This is a genomic window from Pseudoalteromonas distincta (genome assembly GCF_005877035.1).
Lineage (GTDB): Bacteria > Pseudomonadota > Gammaproteobacteria > Enterobacterales > Alteromonadaceae > Pseudoalteromonas > Pseudoalteromonas distincta.
The window spans coordinates 104,410-122,985 of record NZ_CP040558.1 but is presented as its reverse complement, the minus strand read 5'-3'; the positions used below and the strand labels follow the sequence as shown (position 1 = coordinate 122,985).

At 40.6% G+C, this 18,576-nt stretch carries 16 protein-coding genes; 10 read left to right on the top strand and 6 right to left on the bottom strand.

The features are described from left to right. The first annotated feature begins 9 nt into the window (after window positions 1-9). The 4 genes from FFU37_RS00510 to FFU37_RS00495 all read left to right on the top strand — a co-directional run bounded on the left by FFU37_RS00510 (window position 10) and on the right by FFU37_RS00495 (window position 2,912). Window positions 10-537: an SPOR domain-containing protein gene (locus tag FFU37_RS00510; RefSeq protein WP_024596311.1), complete on the top strand. Its 528-nt coding sequence runs from the start codon at window positions 10-12 to the stop codon at window positions 535-537. Between the two features lie 79 nt (window positions 538-616). Continuing rightward, entirely contained in the window at window positions 617-1,135 is a 519-nt protein-coding gene (gene hslV / locus FFU37_RS00505) for an ATP-dependent protease subunit HslV (protein WP_002958366.1), read from the top strand. Window positions 1,136-1,146: 11 nt separating this feature from the next. Continuing rightward, on the top strand, window positions 1,147-2,475 hold the full coding sequence (gene hslU, locus FFU37_RS00500) for an ATP-dependent protease ATPase subunit HslU (protein WP_002958365.1): 1,329 nt from the start codon (window positions 1,147-1,149) through the stop codon (window positions 2,473-2,475). 62 nt (window positions 2,476-2,537) lie between these two features. After that, window positions 2,538-2,912, top strand: coding sequence for a gamma-butyrobetaine hydroxylase family protein (locus FFU37_RS00495; protein WP_002958364.1), 375 nt, complete (start codon window positions 2,538-2,540; stop codon window positions 2,910-2,912). Window positions 2,913-2,941: 29 nt separating this feature from the next. Here FFU37_RS00495 and FFU37_RS00490 read toward each other — a convergent pair whose 3' ends face one another. The 3 genes from FFU37_RS00490 to FFU37_RS00480 all read right to left on the bottom strand — a co-directional run bounded on the left by FFU37_RS00490 (window position 2,942) and on the right by FFU37_RS00480 (window position 6,499). Next, window positions 2,942-4,822: a methyl-accepting chemotaxis protein gene (locus FFU37_RS00490; protein WP_138488423.1), complete on the bottom strand. Its 1,881-nt coding sequence runs from the start codon at window positions 4,820-4,822 to the stop codon at window positions 2,942-2,944. 109 nt (window positions 4,823-4,931) lie between these two features. After that, on the bottom strand, window positions 4,932-5,963 hold the full coding sequence (locus FFU37_RS00485) for an MJ1255/VC2487 family glycosyltransferase (RefSeq protein WP_138488422.1): 1,032 nt from the start codon (window positions 5,961-5,963) through the stop codon (window positions 4,932-4,934). Continuing rightward, complete coding sequence (locus FFU37_RS00480; protein WP_138489989.1) at window positions 5,960-6,499, bottom strand: phosphatase PAP2 family protein; 540 nt, start codon at window positions 6,497-6,499, stop codon at window positions 5,960-5,962. The genes FFU37_RS00485 and FFU37_RS00480 overlap by 4 nt, the downstream gene beginning before the upstream one ends. Window positions 6,500-6,700: 201 nt before the next feature. Here FFU37_RS00480 and rraA point away from each other — a divergent pair, with 201 nt between their 5' ends. Further along, window positions 6,701-7,198 (top strand): ribonuclease E activity regulator RraA, encoded by a 498-nt coding sequence (gene rraA / locus FFU37_RS00475; RefSeq protein ID WP_002959955.1) that lies wholly within the window; start codon window positions 6,701-6,703, stop codon window positions 7,196-7,198. A 1-nt stretch (window position 7,199) separates the two neighbouring features. Beyond that, a complete protein-coding gene (locus tag FFU37_RS00470) occupies window positions 7,200-8,249 on the top strand; it encodes a formimidoylglutamase (protein ID WP_138488421.1) in 1,050 nt (349 codons plus the stop codon). Here FFU37_RS00470 and FFU37_RS00465 read toward each other — a convergent pair. Together FFU37_RS00465 and hutI are read right to left on the bottom strand one after the other, a co-directional pair. Next, window positions 8,246-9,910, bottom strand: coding sequence for an EAL domain-containing protein (locus FFU37_RS00465; RefSeq protein ID WP_138489988.1), 1,665 nt, complete (start codon window positions 9,908-9,910; stop codon window positions 8,246-8,248). The two genes, FFU37_RS00470 and FFU37_RS00465, sit on opposite strands and share 4 nt — an antisense overlap. Before the next feature lie 120 nt (window positions 9,911-10,030). Further along, window positions 10,031-11,278 (bottom strand): imidazolonepropionase, encoded by a 1,248-nt coding sequence (hutI, locus tag FFU37_RS00460; protein ID WP_039485892.1) that lies wholly within the window; start codon window positions 11,276-11,278, stop codon window positions 10,031-10,033. A 118-nt stretch (window positions 11,279-11,396) separates the two neighbouring features. Here hutI and hutC point away from each other — a divergent pair, with 118 nt between their 5' ends. The 3 genes from hutC (at window position 11,397) to hutH (ending at window position 15,382) form a co-directional block, all read left to right on the top strand. After that, window positions 11,397-12,104, top strand: a complete 708-nt coding sequence (gene hutC / locus FFU37_RS00455) for a histidine utilization transcriptional repressor HutC (RefSeq protein WP_138488420.1) — start codon at window positions 11,397-11,399, stop codon at window positions 12,102-12,104. Window positions 12,105-12,170: 66 nt separating this feature from the next. Next, window positions 12,171-13,844 (top strand): urocanate hydratase, encoded by a 1,674-nt coding sequence (gene hutU, locus FFU37_RS00450; RefSeq protein WP_138488419.1) that lies wholly within the window; start codon window positions 12,171-12,173, stop codon window positions 13,842-13,844. A 2-nt stretch (window positions 13,845-13,846) separates the two neighbouring features. Further along, on the top strand, window positions 13,847-15,382 hold the full coding sequence (gene hutH, locus FFU37_RS00445; protein WP_138488418.1) for a histidine ammonia-lyase: 1,536 nt from the start codon (window positions 13,847-13,849) through the stop codon (window positions 15,380-15,382). Here the strand turns inward: hutH and FFU37_RS00440 are convergent. Continuing rightward, window positions 15,379-16,149, bottom strand: coding sequence for a Rossmann-fold NAD(P)-binding domain-containing protein (locus FFU37_RS00440; RefSeq protein WP_138488417.1), 771 nt, complete (start codon window positions 16,147-16,149; stop codon window positions 15,379-15,381). The genes hutH and FFU37_RS00440 overlap by 4 nt on opposite strands. 116 nt (window positions 16,150-16,265) lie before the next feature. Between FFU37_RS00440 and FFU37_RS00435 the strand changes: the two genes are divergently transcribed. After that, window positions 16,266-18,293 (top strand): methyl-accepting chemotaxis protein, encoded by a 2,028-nt coding sequence (locus FFU37_RS00435; RefSeq protein ID WP_138488416.1) that lies wholly within the window; start codon window positions 16,266-16,268, stop codon window positions 18,291-18,293. The last annotated feature ends 283 nt before the right edge of the window (window positions 18,294-18,576 follow it).

Sequence of the window (18,576 nt, the reverse complement as noted above, 5' to 3'; positions counted from 1 at the left end):
AATAACACCATGGCACAGCACGATTATATTAACAAAAAGCCTGCAGGCAGAAACAGTAAAAAAAACGCACCCGCTAAAAAACCATTTCCTATTCTTTTAGCTGTCATAGCCATCTTACTCGTCGGTGGTTTTGCTTATACATTATGGTTTATTAAAAGTAATGCAGATCCAAAACTTGTCGAAAAACAAGCAAACCCCACTGCGCCCGCAAAAGTAGAAGTGGTTATTCCACGCACACCAGAGTTTATTAAAGAAATTAGAAACCACGAGATTCAAGTTGAAGTGAAGGAACTTGAGCAAAAAGGCCCTTACGTTATGCAGTGTGGTTCGTTTAAAACCCACGCACAAGCGGAATCGCTAAAAGCTAAAATAGCATTTGCAGGCCTCATTTCTGAAATAAAACAGGCAGAAGGCAGCAATGGTACTTGGTATAAAGTGCGCTTAGGCCCTTATAAAACCAAACGCCAAGCCGAAAGTGATAAAAACAAACTTAAACGTGTAAAAATAGTCGGCTGCGGAATTTGGGGCTGGACTTGAAAATAAACCATTCACCCATATAACCTCTTCATAATCGTTTTTTACGAGTTGCCTCTGCAGCTCGATGATGAGGAATAACATGACTACTATCGTAAGTGTACGCCGTGGCGACAAGGTTGTAATTGGCGGCGATGGCCAAGTGTCTCTTGGTAATACCGTAATGAAGGGCAACGCCCGTAAAGTTCGACGTCTTTATAATGGCAAAGTAATCGCTGGTTTTGCCGGTGGTACTGCTGATGCCTTCACTCTTTTCGAACGCTTCGAAAGCAAATTAGAAATGCACCAAGGAAACCTAACTAAAGCCGCAGTAGAAATGGCTAAAGATTGGCGCAGCGACCGTGCACTTCGAAAACTCGAAGCTCTGCTCGCTGTAGCAGACGAAACAGCCTCTTTAATTATTACCGGTAATGGCGATGTGGTTCAACCTGAAAACGACCTAATTGCAATTGGCAGTGGTGGTAACTTTGCACAATCAGCGGCAACCGCCCTTTTAGAAAATACAGATTTAAGCGCTCGTGAAATAGTAGAGAAAAGCTTAACTATTGCAGGCAACATCTGCGTATTTACTAATAACTTCCAAACAATCGAAGAATTATAATAGGAACTATCATGTCTGATATGACCCCAAGAGAAATTGTTCACGAGCTAGATCAGCACATTATAGGTCAGGCTAAAGCAAAAAAAGCAGTGGCTATCGCACTTCGTAACCGCTGGCGTCGCATGCAACTAAAAGAAGATTTACGCAGCGAAGTTACACCAAAAAACATTTTAATGATTGGTCCAACCGGTGTAGGTAAAACAGAAATTGCCCGCCGATTAGCAAAACTTGCTAACGCACCCTTTATTAAAGTAGAAGCGACTAAGTTCACTGAAGTTGGCTATGTTGGTAAAGAAGTTGAGACTATCATCCGCGATTTAGTCGATGTATCAATTAAAATGACTCGCGAACAGCAGACTAAGAAATTTAAACATCGCGCCGAAGAAGCAGCAGAAGAGCGCATTTTAGATGCCCTTTTACCACCAGCGAAAGATCAATACGGCGAAACGCAGCGTGATGATAACTCATCAACTCGCCAAGCGTTCCGTAAAAAGCTACGTGAAGGTCAGCTAGACGATAAAGAAATTGAAATCGATTTAGCACAAGCACAACCAAACGTAGAAATTATGGCGCCTCCTGGTATGGAAGATATGACCAACCAGCTACAAAGCATGTTTCAAAACATGGGCGGCGATAAGCGCACTAAGCGTAAACTAAAAATCAAAGAAGCCTTCAAACTATTAACGGAAGAAGAAGCCGCTAAATTAGTAAATCCTGAAGAGCTAAAAGAACAAGCTATTTTTGCAGTAGAGCAAAACGGTATTGTGTTTATTGATGAAATAGACAAAATTTGTAAGCGCGGCGATTCGTCAGGCCCAGATGTGAGCCGAGAAGGTGTTCAGCGCGACTTACTACCGCTAATTGAAGGTTCAACTGTAAATACTAAGCACGGAATGGTTAAAACTGACCATATGCTGTTTATTGCCTCTGGTGCGTTTCAGATGGCAAAGCCATCAGATATGATCCCAGAGCTACAGGGCCGCTTACCTATTCGAGTAGAACTTGAAGCACTTACTGCAGATGACTTTAAACGCATCCTTACAGAGCCTCATGCATCGCTTACCGAGCAACAACGAGAGCTGCTTAAAACTGAGCAGGTATCGATTGAGTTTAGCGACGATGCAATTGAGCGTATTGCCAAAGCAGCTTGGCAAGTTAACGAGAAAACCGAAAACATCGGTGCTCGTCGTCTACACACTGTAATGGAAAGATTGATGGAAGAAATTTCATACGATGCTTCTGAAAAAGCAGGCTCGTCATTAGTAATCGACGCCGCTTATGTTGAAAAACACTTAGGTGCACTTGTTGAAGATGAAGACTTAAGCCGCTTTATTCTATAAAACGAATATAAACGTTATACTAAAAGCCTCCAAATTGGGGGCTTTTTAATGGGATATATTAAATGAAACACGTAACAAAAGTGCATTACCACAGTGTAAGTAAAAATCTAGATGTTTACTTTGATGATGACAGTAAAGCTGTATTTAGCTGTGAGTTTTTACGTGTACACTCCCCTTCAGCTGAAGTGCAGGGCCATGGCTCTGGCCCAATGAAGCTAGTACTTAATAAGCAAGCTGTAGGAATAAAAAGTATTGTACCTGTTGGGCATTACGCACTTCGTTTAGATTTTGACGATGGCCATAACAGCGGACTATTTAGCTGGCGCTACTTTGAAAAACTACAACAGCAACAAGATACATTGTGGAGTGAATATTTAGCGCGGGTAACTGAACACGAAAAAAGTAAAGATAGCGTGCCTATAAAATTTGTTCCTTAAACTTTATAGGCCCGTTCTATTAAGCGTTATTAAACCTTAAATTTATCAATTGCAGTGAACAGAACGCGAGCCTGCTCAGAGACCTCTTCACTTGTTTGCGCATTGTTAGCAGCATGTTCAGTTGCGTCTTGTGCAATATCGCGAATTCTTACTACATTTTTATTAACCTCTGATGCCACTTGGCTTTGCTCATCAATAGCAACTGCTATTTGAGAGCTCATTTCCATTATTGTTTGTACATCCTCAGTAATTGCGCCCAATAGCTCACCAGCTTTAATTGCTTGTGAGGCACTTTCATCACCTTGAGAGCGACATTTGTGCATAATACTCACCACTTCTTGAGTACGCTGTTGTAAGGTACTTATAATACCTTCAATCTCACTTGTAGACTCTTGAGTACGCTTTGCTAATGAACGAACCTCATCTGCAACAACAGCAAAACCACGACCATACTCACCAGCACGGGCCGCTTCTATTGCCGCATTAAGTGCAAGTAAATTTGTTTGATCTGCAATCGCTCGAATTACATCAAGCACTGAACCAATTGTTTCACCATCTTTTTCAAGTTGCGACACTACATTTGATGCATTCCCCAGCGAATCAGATAGGGCCCTAATGTGCTTAACGGTAGAATCTACTTCACTACGCCCTTGTTGTGCACTTAAATTTGTTGACTCTGCTTTTTTCGCAGCCGCCTCAGTATTATGTGAAATATCCTGAATCGTCGCCTGCATTTCGGTGGCTGCAGTTGCAACCATGTCGGCTTCATGTAGTTGCTCTTGCATACCAGAGCTTGTTGCTGCGGTACTTTCTGATAAATGCTCTGTTGCTACATTAAGCGTGTTTAAAGCACCATTAACTTCGTTAATTAAGTTCTTAAAATCGCCTATTAAGCTATTAAAGTCGACCGTCATGGTGGTAATTTCGTCTTTACCAGTTTGCTCTATCATCACGCTCAAATCATTATTACGACGAATATCGTTAATAGTGTGATAAACCCGCTCAATAGGTACAATAATGGAGTGGCTTGTAAAATAAACGAGTGCTAATACAATCACACCTGCAATCACAAATACCAAAATAGCTAAAAATTGAGCCTGCTCTACACTTTGTTCTACTTGTAACTTAGTGTCTTTAACGATTTTAGAAACAATGGCGTCGCTTTTATCTACACTGTCACGCATTACTCCAAGTGCGCCTGACTCAAGATCTAGCCCTAGCTTAGTTTGCGCCTGCACAAGTGTTTGAAATTCGCTTTGGTATATATCAATCAAAGGATTAATTTGTGCTTTATAGTCGCTTGGCAGCTGTGCTGCAGCTATCTGCTGCTTAAATGTATTAATTCCCTCATTAAAACGCCCTAGGTACTTAATATCAAATCTCAGCATGAAATCTTTTTCTGAGCGTCTTAGTTGCAGCATTGACGACACCAGTTGGTAATTTTGCTGCTCTTTTAATAGTTGTTCAACTTCATGAACCGAGCTTCTAAGCTTGCCATATAACCCGTCGGTCGGGGTTAAACCAATTTCTTTTTGAAGCTTAACAACAGTATTAAAATCATTATTATAGCTATTTATTAGTTGCTCAAAGCGCTGAACTTGCTCCTGTGCAATACCTTGGTTAGCCATTAACTGTTGTAACTTTTTTACTTTATCACTTAACTGCTCAAAATCCGTTTCAAATGCAGTTAACGCGTCTTCTTGTTTATAAAACAAAAAGTTTTTTTCATGTTTACGCAATGCTAATGCATGTACGTTGAGCTCTTCTGCTAATTGAATAGTCTTGTTTAAGCTCAGGGTTGTACGTGATTCAAAAATAATCACGCATAAAAGGACCACCATTGCTAAACCAACAACGACTGCGTTTAATTGTAAACGTCGTTTGATTGTTAAGTTTTGTAAAAAATTCATCGCTAACGCCTTTTTTAAATATGCATTTTTATTATAGCTAATAGATCAAAAGCGACTAATTAATTTAACTTTTTATTATTGGTAATTTTAAACAGTTTAAATGTGATGGCTATAAGGCGACACTATCCCACAAACCTTTATGTAACGATTGTGTGTTATTCCATTGTTGTTTAACCAACCAATCAATTAAAGGCGCGGGGTCGCTGGGGTAATTTATTTGCTTGTTTTGCGGCGCGCTATTCCAATCATCAAGGGCTTGTGGGTTTAAATAGTTCATAACATGCGCCATGCCCATGGCAAATAAAGTTTGTGCATTTGCTGCTTGCTCAAACTGACCATCTAAAGGCTTTAATAGTAACTTTTTACCTAACTTAAGCGCTTCACTGGCAAGCTCAAATCCCGCATTACCAATAACGCCACTTGTGTTTGCTAAGTCGTTTAGAAAACCAGAGCGTGAAGGGGCACGTAAATGTATATGTCCAAAAGACTGATTGCAGGCATTTGGGTGATAGCAATAAAATTCTTTTTCGGGAAAGTCTTTTAAATAATCAACAACGCTATCTAAGTTTTCGAAAGGTAAATATACCAATACCTTGTTCATTACGGCTACAGGGTTGTCGTGATTATGATGAGCAATAAAAGGCGGTATTATATTATTTGCAAATGGTTGCCAGTGCACGCCTAAATAGGTAGTCGCTGGTGCATAATGCTTGATAAGTGATTTTCTCAGGACGCCACGACCAAACATAGGTACGTTATCTGACAAAAATGCTGCTTGGTGACTAATGCCAATAACGGGTATACCTGCCCGTTTTGCAGCCCATGCTGTCACAGGCTCAAAGTCGTTAAGTACAAAATCGTACTGTTTTATCTCAAGCGATTTTATATCACTCACCAACTTACAAATTCGCATGTTTTTAAGTGTTTTTAAATTTTTAACTTGCCCATTTTCAGTGCTAAACGATAAACCGCGATACGCTTTATAATCTGAGAATTCGTGCATATCAAAGTAATCTTTATTTGCGCGCCCTGAAAACACATAATCAACATCAATACCGAGCTTATTAAAGCAGCTTGCCATAACCCGAGCGCGCGTTATATGACCATTACCGGTACCTTGCACTCCATACAATATTTTCATGCAGGCACCACAAGTGCTAACGCAAATAAACCACAAAAACTACCAATCGTTGCGCCTATTATAATATCAGCAGGAAAGTGCACACCTAATACCACACGAGACATAGCAACGCCGGTAGCCCAACTAAATAGTAGTAATGCATATTCTGGAAAAAAATGGCTTAATATAATTGCCACTAAAAAGGCAGCAGCACTGTGACCCGATGGTAAACTAAATTTATCGCTTGGTACTATATAGGCATTTGTTACTAAGCAGTCGCATGGACGGATCCGAGCAAATCTATTTTTAGCTAGTAGGTAAATAGGTCTTTCTATAGCAAAACCAATTAATATAGTGACAGGCAATAATTGGTGCTGTTCATTATTACTAAGCCACCACACTGCTAAGCATATTAATATATAAAGCCCACCATCACCGCTTTTAGACAAACCAAAGGCCATTATTTTAAACCACCTCGGTGAATTGCAATTAAACAAAGTTAAAAATAATTGCTCATCTATCTGAGTTACCTTTTTAAGCATATTATTATTCATCACCATCCCTCATTGCATAACATATGAACACCGATTTAGCTTATGTGTTGTAAATAACAATTGAGTGACGCTTTTAATACACTATTATTGCGATTAATGATTTAGCGCTTGTTTTGCCTAAATTTACTGCGATTAAGTCGTTGTTATTGCTTATAAGGAGGGTATACTGAGATATAAATTAATGTACCTTTTGAGGATAAAATAATGGATTACAGCACTTCTGATTTATGCGACCACTTTGCTGACGTGGTTGACGTGCTAGAGCCTATGTTCATCAACTTTGGTGGTCGACACAGCTTTGGTGGCCGCATTAAAACGGTTAAATGTTTTGAAAATAATGAACTCATCCGCGAATTACTTTCTCAAGATGGTACAGACCTAGTACTTCTTATTGATGGTGGCGGCTCAACTCGTCGCGCACTAATCGACATTGAACTGGCTGAGCTAGCACTTGAAAACAACTGGAATGGTATTGTTGTTTACGGCGCAGTACGCCACGTTGATGAGCTTGAAGAGCTTGATTTAGGCATTCAAGCAATTGCTTCAATCCCTGTTGCAGCCGACAGCGAAGGTGCTGGTGAAGATGCTATAGGCGTTAACTTTGCTGGGGTATCATTTTTTGATGACGACTTTATTTATGCAGATAGCACAGGCATTGTTTTATCTGCAGAAGAATTAGAGTTGGAAGTTGTAGAAGTATAACGTGACTTCCCATTTAAAAGTATATGATGAAAGCGCGGTTAGAACACTTTGCTCTACCCGCGCAAATGAGAAAAAAGCATGGCAATCAATGGCCTTGCTCGACACCCAAGTAAACCTGCAACAAGCACTTGTTGACGCTGCTCAATTTGGTATCCGCTATGTACTTCTGGGTATTTGCGAAGATATCGGCCCAAAAGCAAACTTAGGAAATGGCGGTGCAAACGAGGCATGGCCAGCTTTTTTAAAACGCTTTTTAAACCAACCTCACAATCAATTTAGTGCCACTCAAAAAGTGCTTTTATTGGGTGAAGTTAATACTGATGATTTAATGGCGCAAAGCAACCAGCTTAATAATCAGCAAGGCCAGCAATTAACTCAATTACGAGATTTATGCCAACAGCTTGATGAACGCGTAGAATCGGTATTGAGCCTTATTTTTAAAGCGGGGCTTGAGCCAATCGTTATTGGCGGAGGTCATAACAATTGCTTGGGAATTATCCGTGCCCTGAGTAAGTCAAAAAATACACCTATTAATGCTATCAACTTTGACCCTCATGCCGACTTTAGAGAATGTGAAGGTCGCCATAGCGGCAATGGCTTTCGCTACGCTTATAACGAGCAACATCTAAGTAATTACCACGTTATTGGCTTACATGAGATAAAAAACAATCAAGCAATTATAGATGCAATGAGTGAAGCTAACTTTACGTTTGATAGCTATCAATCAATACAAGTTAAGCGAAAAATTACACTCACGCAGGCAATTGAAAACGCATTAAGTAATTTTAACGATTTACCACTGGGTATTGAAGTTGATTTAGATAGTATTACTTACATGCCGGTTAGTGCGTACACATGTTGCGGATTTAGTGTGAATGACACTGAGCACTTTGTGCATTTAGCAGCAAACCATCGCCACTCTAAGTACTTACATTTATGTGAAGCAGCGCCTAGCCAGCACCCTAACGGAGTTGAGGCCGGTGCTGCCCATGTAGGGCAAGTGATCAGTGCACTTGTGAATAGCTACCTACAAGCCAAAGAAAACACTTAGCGCTGTTGAACTAATCGCCACTCTTTTAGCCAGCTCATTAAACCGATACTACTTAGCGGGTGACCAAAGTAATAACCTTGGGCAGCATAACCTTTTAAGCTTTTTACAAACTTAAGTTGCTCAAGTGTTTCTACCCCTTCAAAAATCACTTTTGTTTTTTGTTGGCTATGCATTTCAACCATTCCGCTAACTAAACTGCGTATATTGTTTTGATTACTAAAGTCAGCAGTAAGTGAAGGTGAAACCTTAATATACTCTACCGCTAAACTTGGTAACTTAGAAAGCAGTACCGGGTTATCACCAAGTCCATCAACACATACTTTTAAGCCTATGTTATTAAGCCTTGCGATCATGCCTCTGCCTTTATCATCTAGTCCCGCAAAAATATGCAAAGGGCATTCAACAATTAAATCGCCAGCTTCCAAGTGATGCTCACTTAAAACAACATCAACAAATTCAATAAACTCTTCGTTAAGCATTTCAGGACCAAATACGTTAATGCTAAGCGGTATAGAAATACCTTCTATTCTAAGCGCCATTGCAAGCTCAGCGGCTCTCTCTATTACAAATTTAGCGAGTGGATAACCAAGCCCTGCAATTCTTATGTCGTCGATAAATCTGTTAGCGGATAAAATTCCTTGCTTAGGGTGCTGCCAACGCAGTAGTAATTCTAAAAACTCAATTTGACCGTTTTCGTTACAAATAATAGGCTGAAAATAAAGCTCTAACTCACTCGAAAAATCAATATTTGCTAATTCTTTTAGTCGCGCTTGTTGCTCTCGCAATTCAATCATCATTTGTTGATGATAAGGCACAACCTTGCGATCTGGGTGGCTATCGAGTGCTAGGTATGCGTACGATATTAAATTATCAAAGTTGTTATCTTGCTCATTACAATCAACATAACTCGCTCTCGCTTTTACTTCTACAGTGCAGTTAGCAACATTAAATGGCTTAAGCGTTGCACCCAGTATTTGGTCAATAACTAATTCATGTAAGTGTTTTTGATTCGCGAAACTACAAATAAATGCAAAGTTAAGACCCCCTAAGTGGGCTAGCTTTTCTTGCCCAGTTAAAGTCACTATTTCGTCACTTGAAAGTAGCTCTTTTATTCGATTAGCCGATTGCGCTAACAGTATATCGCCAAAGTCGCGTCCAATATGCTGGTTAACTTGCTCAAAGCCTTCAAGGCGAATAACGATTAACGCTGCGCTTATTTGTTTGTTGTCGCACCATGCATAGTAACCTTGGCGTAACTGTTTTCTATCTGCAAAAACTGAAAGCGGAGACTCTTCAATAAATGCATCACCTTCAGGTTCTGGCTCTATAACGACTTCTATTTCAGCACTTTCATCATTTAAAAAGCCAACAATAGCTAATAATAATATTGCTAACACAACCCAAAATAGCGGAACTTCCAATAATAAATGAGCTGAAAATAGAACAACAAATAAAAGACCAGCCATTGAGCTGGTAATTATCATGCTCCAATTATTTCGCTCAAATGCTTGCCATAAGTGAAAACAAAATCCAAAGGCTAGTAAAATAGCAAGCCAAGCCGCACCGCTGCTTAAGATAGCTAAACCAACAGCAGCTGTGCATAAATAACTAAATTTAATACTGGTATTTTTAACAGCAAATAAAGTGGCGATCATCGCCATTAATAGTGCACCACTAAAAAATATTGGGAAATTACTGTCGGTTAGTATGTTCAAATTAACGGCATCCGTATTCGCTAAAAAAGTTTAAACCAAGTTATATGTGGGTAAAAATAATACAAACTAATTAATTCTACCCAAAATCCATAAATTTAACAGTTTATTTACGCCAAATTGGTAACTTAATTGTGATGGATGACTTATTTGCCAATGCGCAATATCAGCTCTTGCGCCAACCTTTAAAATACCACGGTCGTCTAACCCTAGTGCTTTAGCTGCATTTCGAGTAACACCAGCTAATGCTTGCTCAGGTGTTAATCTAAACAATGTGCATGCCATGTTCATCATCAAGTGCACTGAGCACAGCGGTGAAGTACCAGGATTAAAGTCACTCGCAATAGCTATCGGTACTTTATATTGATTAAGTAATTCTATAGGTGGGAATTTAGTTTCTCTTAAAAAATAAAATGCACCTGGCAATAACACCGCTACCGTCCCAGCGTCTGCCATGGCTTTTACACCCTCTTCATTTAGATGCTCAATATGATCCGCCGAAAGGCCATTAAACTGCGCCACCAGCTGAGAACCCTGTTGATTAGATAGCTGCTCAGCATGGCATTTTACTGGGAGGTTGTGCTTTTTAGCCGCTTGGAAAACACGTTTGGTTTGCGAATAACTAAACCCTACATTTTCACAAAATACATCGACTGCATCAGCAAGATTATTAGCCACTACCTGATCAAGCATGTCAGTACACACTAAATCAATATATTCATCAGCACGGCCTTTGTATTCAGGCGGTAGAGCATGCGCCCCTAAAAAAGTAGTTTTAATATCAATAGGGTGATGTTCACCTAATAAACGAGCGACTTCTAATATTTTTATCTCGTTTTCAGTATCTAGCCCATAACCAGACTTTATTTCAACGGTGGTTACACCTTCTTTTAACAACGTATTTAAGCGATCTTTTGCATCAACAAACAATTGTTCACGGTCGGCTGCTCTTGTGGCTTTAACCGTACTTGCTATGCCACCGCCTTGTGCTGCGATTTGCTCATAGCTTACGCCTTGCAAACGCTGTTCAAACTCTTGCGATCTTGAACCTGCAAATACTAAGTGAGTATGGCAATCTATTAAGCCCGGCGTTAACCACTGCCCTTTTACACTCAATGTCGGCGTTGCAAACACATCAAAACTAGGCAATGTTGATTGCTCTCCAATCCACGCAATTTTACCATTTTTAATGGCTATAGCAGCATTTTCAATTGCGCCATAAGGGGCATTTATATTGCTATCCATAGTGGCAATATTGGCATCAGTTAAAAGTAAGTCGATTTCTTCTAACTCATAATTTTGTGTTGTGCTTTGCATTTTTCAGCCCTTTTTACGCCCAGAGTGATGAAAATATAGTCTAACAACCCATCTTGTATATACAAGGTAATTGTGTCATCTTATTTATATAGTCTATTTTAATGTAACCATAAATTTAATGACGACACCTAAATTTGCGCAAATAAAACAATTCATTGTTGATAAAATACGCAGCGGTACGTGGCAAGAAAACCAACGTGTTCCCTCTGAAAACGAACTAAGTAGTCAATTTAGTGTAAGCAGGATGACAGCTCGCAGAGCACTAAGCGAATTAACCGAGGCAGGCATTTTAACCCGCAGCCAAGGGTTAGGTACATTTGTAGCTACATTTAAATCGCAGTCATCATTACTTGAAATAAAAAATATTGCTGATGAAGTAAAAGAGCGTAACGGCAACTACACCTGTAGCGTACTCATACTCGAATCAATAAATGCAGTCGCACCTATTGCCATTGCACTTGGTGTTGAGGTTGAAAGTGTTGTATATCGAAGTGTACTTGTGCATAACGAAAACGACAGCCCTTTGCAGCTAGAAGAGCGTTTTGTAAACCCTGCCCTTGCGACTGGCTACTTACAACAAGACTTTAGCATGCTTACACCACATGAATATCTATCTAGTGTTGCCCCACTTACCCAAGCAAGGCATACCGTAGAGGCCATTATGCCAAACAGCGAAATGTGCCAATGGTTAAACTTATATAATGAAGAGCCATGCTTACAAGTGATCCGACGCACCTGGTCTGTTAAAGGCATTGTAAGCTTTGCGCGCCTTGTATCACCTGGCAGTAAATATCGCTTAGGTGGCCACTTAACATTTAAAAAATAACAAACAATAGCGCTTACTGCGCTTTTTTTATAACAAATCACCTTGTATATACAACAGGAGCAAAACATGAACAACCGACTCGACACAAGTCGCGTAATACGTGCACCTCTCGGAGATAAAATAAGTGCTAAAAGCTGGCAAACAGAAGCTGCTAAGCGCATGCTAATGAATAACTTAGACCCTGAAGTTGCAGAGCATCCTCATGCACTTGTTGTATATGGTGGTATTGGCCGAGCAGCTCGTGATTGGCCAAGTTATGACAAAATTATAGAAACCCTCGATAGGCTCGAAAGCGACGAAACCCTGCTTGTACAATCAGGAAAACCCGTTGGTGTATTTAAAACCCACAGTAATGCTCCTCGCGTGCTTATTGCTAACTCAAATCTTGTTCCACACTGGGCAAATTGGGAGCACTTTAACGAGCTCGATAAAAAAGGCTTGATGATGTACGGGCAAATGACGGCGGGTTCTTGGATCTATATTGGCTCGCAAGGCATAGTACAAGGAACTTACGAAACCTTTGTAGCTATGGCAAAGCAACATTTTGCAGGTAGCGCTAGTGGTAAATGGGTATTAACAGGTGGTCTTGGTGGTATGGGCGGTGCGCAACCACTTGCAGCTACAATGGCTGGGTTTAGTGCACTGGTTGTTGAATGTGATGAAAGCCGTATCGATTTTCGTATAAAAACAGGCTACGTTGATGTAAAAGCAACAAGTCTTGAACACGCACTGCAATTAGTAACCAATGCATGTGTAAAAGGTAAAGCCCTCTCAGTGGGTTTACTAGGTAACGCTGCCGATGTATTTAGTACACTAGTTAAAACAGGCATTACCCCTGATGTAGTCACAGATCAAACATCTGCTCACGATCCATTAAATGGTTACTTACCACAAGGCTGGACAATGGAGTACGCAGCAAAAATGCGTGAGCAAGATCCAAAAGCCGTAGTGAAAGCCGCTAAACAATCAATGGCAGTCCAAGTTAAAGCTATGCTGGCACTACAAAAAGCCGGTGCCGCCACTACTGATTACGGTAATAATATTCGTCAAATGGCGTTTGATGAGGGTGTTACCAACGCGTTTGATTTTCCTGGATTTGTGCCTGCCTATATTCGCCCTTTATTTTGTGAAGGTATTGGACCATTTAGATGGGTAGCATTATCAGGCGACCCTGAAGATATATATAAAACCGACGCTAAAGTAAAAGAGCTTATTCCTGATGATGCACATTTGCATAATTGGCTTGATATGGCGCGGGAACGCATACAATTTCAAGGGCTACCTGCACGTATTTGCTGGGTTGGCCTAAAAGATAGAGCACGCCTTGCACTGGCCTTTAATGAAATGGTTAAAAATGGCGAACTTAAAGCCCCTATCGTTATTGGTCGCGATCACCTCGATTCTGGTTCAGTTGCCAGCCCTAACCGCGAAACAGAGAGCATGAAAGATGGCTCAGATGCAGTATCAGATTGGCCATTACTCAACGCACTGCTTAATACCGCTAGTGGCGCTACTTGGGTGTCGCTTCATCATGGTGGCGGTGTAGGCATGGGATTTAGTCAGCACTCTGGTGTAGTTATTGTTGCCGATGGTACTGATGAAGCTAAAGAGCGTATTGCTCGCGTACTGTGGAACGACCCTGCAACAGGTGTAATGCGCCATGCTGATGCCGGATACGACATAGCAAAAAACTGCGCTAAAGAACAAAATTTAGACCTACCTATGTTAAACGAGGAATGATCATGTTCGAACTTACTCTCACACCCGGATCACTTGATTTAAACACACTAAAAAAAATTAATAATTCACCGGTAAAGTTAAGCCTTGCAAAGCATGCCGAGTCGCAAATAGCAGCCAGCGCGCAAACCGTTCAAAACGTTATTAATGAACACCGCACTGTATATGGAATTAACACCGGCTTTGGATTATTAGCCAATACTAAAATTGCCGACGACCAACTTGAATTATTACAGCGCTCCATTGTGCTTTCACACGCTGCGGGTATTGGCGAATACATGGATGACAGCACTGTAAGGTTAATGATCACCTTAAAAGTAAACTCGCTTTCACGTGGCTATTCGGGCATTCGCCTGCAAGTAATCCAATTTTTTATGCAGCTGCTTAGTAGCGAAGTATATCCATGCGTGCCTAAAAAAGGCTCCGTGGGGGCATCGGGAGATTTAGCCCCTCTTGCGCATATGTGTCTACCTTTATTAGCTGAAGGTCAAATGCGACATAAAGGAGAAATAATTAGCGCAGCACAAGGGTTAAAAATAGCGGGACTTGAACCCCTTACCCTTGCAGCTAAAGAAGGCTTAGCATTATTAAATGGCACACAAGCGTCGACTGCGTTTGCACTACAAGGCCTATTTAGAAGCGAGAACCTATATGCACAAAGCTGCGTTATCGGCTCGATAAGTATAGAAGCCGCAATGGGCAGTCGCGCGCCATTTGATGCACGTATTCATGAAATTCGCGGACAGCGCGGACAAATAGACACCGCTCAAGTATTTAGAGAGCTACTCGATACGCACTCTCAAATTAGTAGCTCCCACGTCAACTGTGAAAAAGTACAAGACCCTTATTGCCTTCGCTGCCAACCTCAAGTGCTAGGTGCTTGCCTAACTCAGATACGCCAAGCTGCAGAAGTGTTGCTATGCGAGTCGAACGGTGTAACCGATAATCCGCTAGTTTTTGCCGATGTAGGCGACATAATATCGGGCGGAAACTTTCATGCAGAACCCGTTGCAATGGCCGCCGATAACTTAGCTATCGCAATTGCCGAAATTGGTGCATTAGCAGAAAGGCGAATTGCATTACTTATCGATTCAAACCTATCCAAATTACCGCCATTTTTAGTTGAAAACGGGGGGGTAAATTCAGGATTTATGATTGCCCAAGTTACCGCAGCAGCGCTTGCATCAGAAAACAAATCATTAGCGCATCCGGCTTCGGTCGATAGCTTGCCTACATCTGCAAATCAAGAAGATCATGTTTCTATGGCAACCTTTGCAGCAAGGCGCTTAGATGAAATGGCCAATAATACCCAAGGTGTTTTGGCAATAGAATGGTTAGCATCGGTTCAAGGGCTAGAATTTAGAAAGCCGCTTGAACCATCAAATAAAGTGCAAAGCGCTAAAGCGTTGTTACGCGAGCATGTGAGTTATTATGATAAAGACCGCTACTTTGCTCCCGATATCGAAGCTGCTAACACATTACTAAGTGAAGGTAAGCTATGCGACTTTATAGAGAGCAGTCCCCTGCCTTCAGCATATTAAATACCGTGCTGATAGCTAAACCCTAAGGCTTCAATGGCTGAGCCTAATATTTTTCGCTCAGCCGAATCAGTTCCTGTAAACGTTGGCATTTCACCACCATGTTGCTGACACTTCATCGCGTAATATTCAGCTTTTGTAGGGTGCGCAGGATTAACCACATTATAAATATTTTGCCCTACTTGCCAGTGCTCTATCACCGCAAAAATAGCATTAATTACATCTTGTTGATGCACCATATTTACCACTTGCTCACTTGATGTATTGAGCTCTTTACCTGCCACAAAACGCCCCGGTTCTCTATTAGGCCCTAGTAATCCAGCTAAACGAAGTATTTTGCCATCTTGTTCAAGCACTTGCTCTTCAGCTTCGTAAAGCTTTATTTGGCGCTCGTTTGTGCATGAAATATCGCTACTTTCACTATATACACCAGGCTCTTGATCGTACACCCCGGTTGATGAGCACAATAAAAAGCCCTTTGCGTTTAGCTCCTTTGAAAGCTTAAGCGCTGCGGTGAGTGTTTCAGGATAATTACTTTCACTGTGTCTGCTACGGGGTGGAATAGCACATACCCAATAAGCATCTTGTAAATCAACTTGATGCCTTAATTGTCCATCTTCAAGTGTAAACTGACGCTCAAAGTCAAACTCGTGTATATCTGTTCTATGCGTTCCTTGTACTTGCCAGTCAGCTTTTTGTGCACTTACGCATAAAGCATGTCCTAACCAGCCTGCACCTAATACTACTAATTTATTACTTTTATTTGTCATTTTTGTATAAGCCTTTATTTTAAACGCATAATTAGTTCTTTCTATCTAACTTTATAGAGATTTTAAGTAAGATATGATTAGATATAATTTCATAAATAATAAAAATATGTGTACTCATGCTAAATAATTTATCATTACGGAAGAAAATATTATTATTGATTGGTGGAACAATTACCGTTTTACTAATTATCGCCTCAACATTTTTTGTTAAACACATTGCCAATCTCTCTAGAGAAAACATAGAAAACGAAGCACAAAGTTATCTACAGACCGAGCAACTTTCAATGCAAAGTTACTTCGCGATGTACGGTAAAATGGTATCAACCTTTGTTAATAACCCACATTTAATCAACTTTTTTGAAAATTGGGATACGCGCGATCAAGCACTCGAAAGCGCGCCAGGTTACCACGAAGTAAACCAAGACTTTGTGCGTTTAAGCTCAAATGACGAAAACATTTTATCGGCCTTTTTTGCCTCAGCAACCACCGGTGAATACTTTAAAGAGAACGAGCGTACAAGTCACTACAACGGCCAGCCTTATTACGCCTACAAGCGTGGGTGGTGGCAAGAAGCCATGCAAGTTAACAAGCTTTATGTAGGTCCAATCTCTGTTGATTTAACCACAGGCGTAGCATCCGCAGTAGTACAACAACCTGTTTATAACGCTCAGCGAAAACTCATCGGTATGGGCGGTGTTGATTTACAATTAAACAAAATTAACGACATGGTCGAAAATATTCGCTTTAACGGCCAAGGTTATGGATTTTTACTCGATGGCAATCAAAAAGTAGTACATTTTTCAAAGGCCACTGGGCATAAACTTTCAATTACAGATGAAGGTGCAAACGGTAAAGAAGGGCTCGATGCACTTGAGCAACAATTTACAAATACAGCAGGCTTTAAAGAGTTAAATACACAAATGCGAAATAACCTTGAAGGCAGCCAAATGGTTACTTTTAAAGGTGAGCAGTTTTATGTGGTTTACCATCGTTTGCAGCTAGAGCAGCCTTATATAGATTGGTATGTAGGTCTACTTATCCCAACTACTATGATTGAAGAGCCCGTAAATGCCGCAGTAACCGCTACAACAACGGCGGTAATTATTATCTTAATCATTATATTAGCCATGATTTTATGGGCTACCCACATGATTTCAAAACCCATTACAACGCTTACACACATTATGCGTGATATAGCATCGGGCGAAGGCGATCTTACTCAAAAAATTGATATTAATAGTCAAGATGAAGTGGGACAGCTGGCCAACCACATGAACACTTTTATTGATAAGTTGCACGCCATGATGCTTGATACCGCAGCGCAAGCAGAACAACTAAGTAATGCAGCGGCCCAGTTAAGAAGTGTTTCTGAGAAAACAAATTCTGAAATTCAGCAAGAGAAGCAGCAAGTTGATAGCGTGAGCGCAGCGGTAACTGAAATGGCGACTACTGTGCTTGAAATATCACGTAACGCACAACACACAAATAACGCAGCTGAAGAAGTACAAGCAATTACAGCTGAAGGAGCTAGCCGTTCTACACAGGCGCAAACAGTAATGACTGAACTGGCATTACATATTGGCGAAGCATCTAAAGTGGTTGCAGGTCTTGAGCAAGAAAGTAATAACATTGGTGCGTTAGTCGATGTAATTAATTCCATTGCAGATCAAACCAACTTACTTGCACTTAATGCGGCTATAGAGGCTGCTCGTGCCGGTGAACACGGTAGAGGCTTTGCCGTTGTTGCTGATGAAGTACGCTCACTAGCAAGTCGCACACAAGAATCAACAGACGATATTCGAAATATGATTTCGCGCTTGCAGCAAATAGCTCAACAAGCCTCAGTAATGATGCAACAAGGACAAGATCAAACCGAGGGCTCAGTGCTTCAAACTAAAGAAGTGCTTAGCTCACTTCACAATATTGCGCAGTCGGTTACTAAAGTACAAGACCAAAGTCATCAAATAGCCACATCTACCGAGGAGCAAACTGTTGTTGCTGAAGATATTAATACGAGCCTTTCGGCAATTAATAACTTAGTGAACAGTACCGCTGACCATGCGCACACCCTCGCTGACGAAGCTCGTGACTTAAGTGATTTAGCTGCGGCGCTTAACAAAACGGTTAATCAATTTAAATTATAAAACATTCATTTTATAGTTGTGTTTAAGCGTAAAACTTAAGCGCAACTATAACCCTTGTTTTTAATTTATTTAGCACCATATCTTTACAGTTCGCTGCTATTTTTACTGTAATTGAGTAATACAAAGTGATTTTTACGAACCAGATCAAATTTTTCGATTTTATACACCGATCTTTTTATTGAGATAGTTTGTTGTTTGGCAGAGTCTGGTATAGTAGCGCACGTAATAAACAGTGCTTTTTGAACGGTTTAATACAAAATTGCTAATTAATATGTTCTAAGTG

Bases quoted from the DNA above. Each gene is read 5' to 3' on its own strand.
- FFU37_RS00510 (WP_024596311.1), top strand. From the start codon at position 10: ATGGCACAGCACGATTATATTAACAAAAAGCCTGCAGGCAGAAACAGT.
- hslV (WP_002958366.1), top strand. From the start codon at position 617: ATGACTACTATCGTAAGTGTACGCCGTGGCGACAAGGTTGTAATTGGC.
- hslU (WP_002958365.1), top strand. From the start codon at position 1,147: ATGTCTGATATGACCCCAAGAGAAATTGTTCACGAGCTAGATCAGCAC.
- FFU37_RS00495 (WP_002958364.1), top strand. From the start codon at position 2,538: ATGAAACACGTAACAAAAGTGCATTACCACAGTGTAAGTAAAAATCTA.
- FFU37_RS00490 (WP_138488423.1), bottom strand. From the start codon at position 4,822: ATGAATTTTTTACAAAACTTAACAATCAAACGACGTTTACAATTAAAC.
- FFU37_RS00485 (WP_138488422.1), bottom strand. From the start codon at position 5,963: ATGAAAATATTGTATGGAGTGCAAGGTACCGGTAATGGTCATATAACG.
- rraA (WP_002959955.1), top strand. From the start codon at position 6,701: ATGGATTACAGCACTTCTGATTTATGCGACCACTTTGCTGACGTGGTT.
- FFU37_RS00465 (WP_138489988.1), bottom strand. From the start codon at position 9,910: ATGGCGATGATCGCCACTTTATTTGCTGTTAAAAATACCAGTATTAAA.
- hutI (WP_039485892.1), bottom strand. From the start codon at position 11,278: ATGCAAAGCACAACACAAAATTATGAGTTAGAAGAAATCGACTTACTT.
- hutC (WP_138488420.1), top strand. From the start codon at position 11,397: ATGACGACACCTAAATTTGCGCAAATAAAACAATTCATTGTTGATAAA.
- hutU (WP_138488419.1), top strand. From the start codon at position 12,171: ATGAACAACCGACTCGACACAAGTCGCGTAATACGTGCACCTCTCGGA.
- hutH (WP_138488418.1), top strand. From the start codon at position 13,847: ATGTTCGAACTTACTCTCACACCCGGATCACTTGATTTAAACACACTA.
- FFU37_RS00440 (WP_138488417.1), bottom strand. From the start codon at position 16,149: ATGACAAATAAAAGTAATAAATTAGTAGTATTAGGTGCAGGCTGGTTA.
- FFU37_RS00435 (WP_138488416.1), top strand. From the start codon at position 16,266: ATGCTAAATAATTTATCATTACGGAAGAAAATATTATTATTGATTGGT.